Here is a 2,881-nt window from a genome sequence, read left to right as displayed (position 1 = left end):
CCTTTCGGGGAATCCGCCATGTGCGGATTCATCCAACATTGTCAATTATTTACACATGAAACGAACAAGTTTGTGAACAAACACAAATACCTGTGATAATAGGATTCAAAAATAAATTATGCCCTTGGGTTCTCTGTTTTGGAATAAAAAATAACAAAAAATGATATTGATATCTAAAATCTTATCACCAAAAATCAGACAGGACTAACAATAAAAGAAAATAAATGCTATTTCTATGTGGAAAAAGTACTATCTTCGTTTATAATTTCAATTTTTTAAATTATAGAATCATGAAAAAGTTAAAGAATCTTTGCATTCAGATTTTAACCCTTGTGCTTTGCATAAGCCTACTGAATGGATGTAATGCATCAAAAGCTCTTAAAGGAGGCGCAATTGGGGCAACCGCAGGTGGTGTAGTTGGAGGGTTAATTGGAAGCCGTTCAGGGCATACTGCAGAAGGTGCAATTATTGGTGCTGCTCTAGGTGGTACAGCAGGTGGACTTATAGGACACTATATGGACAAACAGGCAGCAGAATTAAAAAATGATATGAAAGGTGCCAAAGTAGAACGCGTAGGCGAAGGTATCAAAATCACTTTCGATTCGGGTATATTGTATGATGTAAATTCATCAACCCTGCGGCAGGCTTCCAAAGATAACCTGACCCAACTTGCCAAGGTTTTAAACAAGTACAGCGACACCAACATCTTAATTGAAGGCCATACCGACAACACGGGTTCAGATGCAATTAACCAGCCACTTTCCGAGAAACGGGCTACATCGGTTTCGGATTTTTTGATTTCGAACAAAGTTTTGGCTTCCCGCATCACTACCAAAGGTTATGGCAGCGCTCAACCTGTTGGCGACAATACAACCGTTGAAGGCCGTCAACAAAACAGGCGTGTGGAAGTTGCCATCTTTGCTAATGATAAACTAAAGAAAGCTGCAGAAAAAGGGAAAATCTAATCCCTTCACTTCATATCAGGGCGTAAAAATTTCGCCCTGATTTTTTATACCTCTCTACCCCTCAACATGAAAAAATCTCTCACCGCAGCGATCATTTACGATTTCGATGGCACCTTATCCCCAGGCAACATGCAGGAATATGATTTCATCCCCCACTTGGGGAAAAAACCTTCCGAGTTCTGGGACGAGGCAAAACGCCTTACCGTTGAGCAACAGGGTGACAGGATCCTTGCTTACATGGAATTAATGCTCAAAGAAGCCAATTACAAAGGGGTTGAAGTAAAAAAAGAATCTTTCCAGGAATTTGGAAAAAATGTGGAATTGTTTGCCGGGGCTCAGGATTGGTTCGACCGGATCAATGCTTTTGGCAATGCCTTGGATATAAAAGTAGAACATTATATTGTTTCTTCCGGCCTGCGCGAAATGATTGAAGGAACCCTGATCGCCGGAAAATTTAAAAAGATATATGCTTCAGGATATATGTATAATTCCAATGGAGTGGCTTACTGGCCAGCCCTGGCTGTAAACTACACCACAAAAACTCAATTTCTTTTCCGGATCAATAAAGGGGTTTTGGATGAGTGGGACGACTCCAGGATCAACGAATTTGTTGCTGAGGAAGACCGGCCAGTTCCCTTTCACAATATGATATACCTCGGCGACGGCACCACGGATGTACCCTGCATGAAACTGGTCAAAGAACAGGGGGGCCATTCCATTGCAGTATACAAAAGCAAAACCAAAGGGGCCAAAACAGATGCCGAAAAACTCATCGAACAACAAAGAGTTAATTTTATCGCACCTGCTGATTATTCAGAAAATAATAAAATAGATAAACTGGTGAAAGCCATACTCACCAAAATTTCTTCAGATAATTTGCTGAAGAACTTAGGATAAGTCTATTATTGAAATATTTCGAAACTTACAATCTCGTTTTCTGAAACATTTTTATAGGTCAATTTGCCTTCCATCCCCAATTCTATATCCAATCCATCAGAATTTACATAAGAACAAATTGCACCCGTTGCAAGATCATGAATCAGGTAAACATCTTTTTCGCCTATGGTACGGCCTATAACCTCTGCATTATCAACTACTTCCATTCTAAAAAAACTTAATTACTGTTAAAAAATGTTTTAAAATTTGAAGCCGCAAAGGTAAGGTATTTTTTAATATAAAATTCTACCTGAAAATTTTTATTTGATTTTTTCATATCCTTAATTTGATGAATACAGGTGATTCAGCTTTTTTTAACCATTAACAGAATAAAAAAGGGTTTGAGATGGTTTGAAATACATTTACCACAAAGTTCACTAAGAATATAAGTTCTTTGTGAACCTTGTGTAATCCTTGTGGTTTTTGTGGTTTGAGATGGTTTGAAATTGTTTGAGGTGGTTTGAGGTGGTTTGAAATTGTTTGAGATGGTTTGAGATGGTTTGAGGTGGTTTGAGGTGGTTTGAGATGGTTTGAGGTGGTTTGAGATAGTTCAAAGGTTCAAAAGTTCAAAGGGTTCAAAGGGTTCAAAGGGTTCAAAGGTTCGGATCCGGTAGAAAACAGGGGACAGATCAAATCAATTTTCCTGTGCCTTCGACTCCGCTCAGGCACCGCGAATAGCATGTCCGGTGGAAGTATGATTTTCCGGTAGCTGAGCGGAGTCGAAGCCAATACTCAGAATTACTCATCTTAACTCATGACTTACTCAACGTAAGAATAATTTCTTTAAGTTTCGCAAGTAGTATAAAGGTGTTATAACAGATTTCTCTGTGGCACTCTGTGTTAAAACTCTGTGGTTCTCAGTGTAATAAATCGATACAATAACACAGAGGTACACAGAGAAGACATAGAGGAATATTTTTCATTTTTTCCCCGTACCGCTGGTACCTCCATGGTTTCCATTGTCTTCAAAATTTGGGATG

Annotated in this window: 3 protein-coding genes; 2 read left to right on the top strand and 1 reads right to left on the bottom strand. The window is 38.9% G+C overall.

What is annotated here, in order from left to right:
• The first annotated feature begins 290 nt into the window (after window positions 1-290).
• Together Q8907_15460 and Q8907_15455 are read left to right on the top strand one after the other, a co-directional pair.
• Window positions 291-965 (top strand): OmpA family protein, encoded by a 675-nt coding sequence (locus tag Q8907_15460; GenBank protein ID MDP4275668.1) that lies wholly within the window; start codon window positions 291-293, stop codon window positions 963-965.
• Between the two features lie 66 nt (window positions 966-1,031).
• Window positions 1,032-1,862, top strand: coding sequence for an HAD family hydrolase (locus Q8907_15455; protein MDP4275667.1), 831 nt, complete (start codon window positions 1,032-1,034; stop codon window positions 1,860-1,862).
• Between the two features lie 5 nt (window positions 1,863-1,867).
• Here the strand turns inward: Q8907_15455 and Q8907_15450 are convergent, their stop codons facing one another.
• Complete coding sequence (locus Q8907_15450) at window positions 1,868-2,068, bottom strand: hypothetical protein (GenBank protein ID MDP4275666.1); 201 nt, start codon at window positions 2,066-2,068, stop codon at window positions 1,868-1,870.
• Window positions 2,069-2,881 lie beyond the last annotated feature (813 nt).

It is taken from the genome of Bacteroidota bacterium (genome assembly GCA_030706565.1).
Classification (GTDB): domain Bacteria; phylum Bacteroidota; class Bacteroidia; order Bacteroidales; family JAUZOH01; genus JAUZOH01.
The sequence above is the reverse complement of the archived record's forward strand: the minus strand, read 5'-3'. Positions and strand labels throughout refer to the sequence as shown.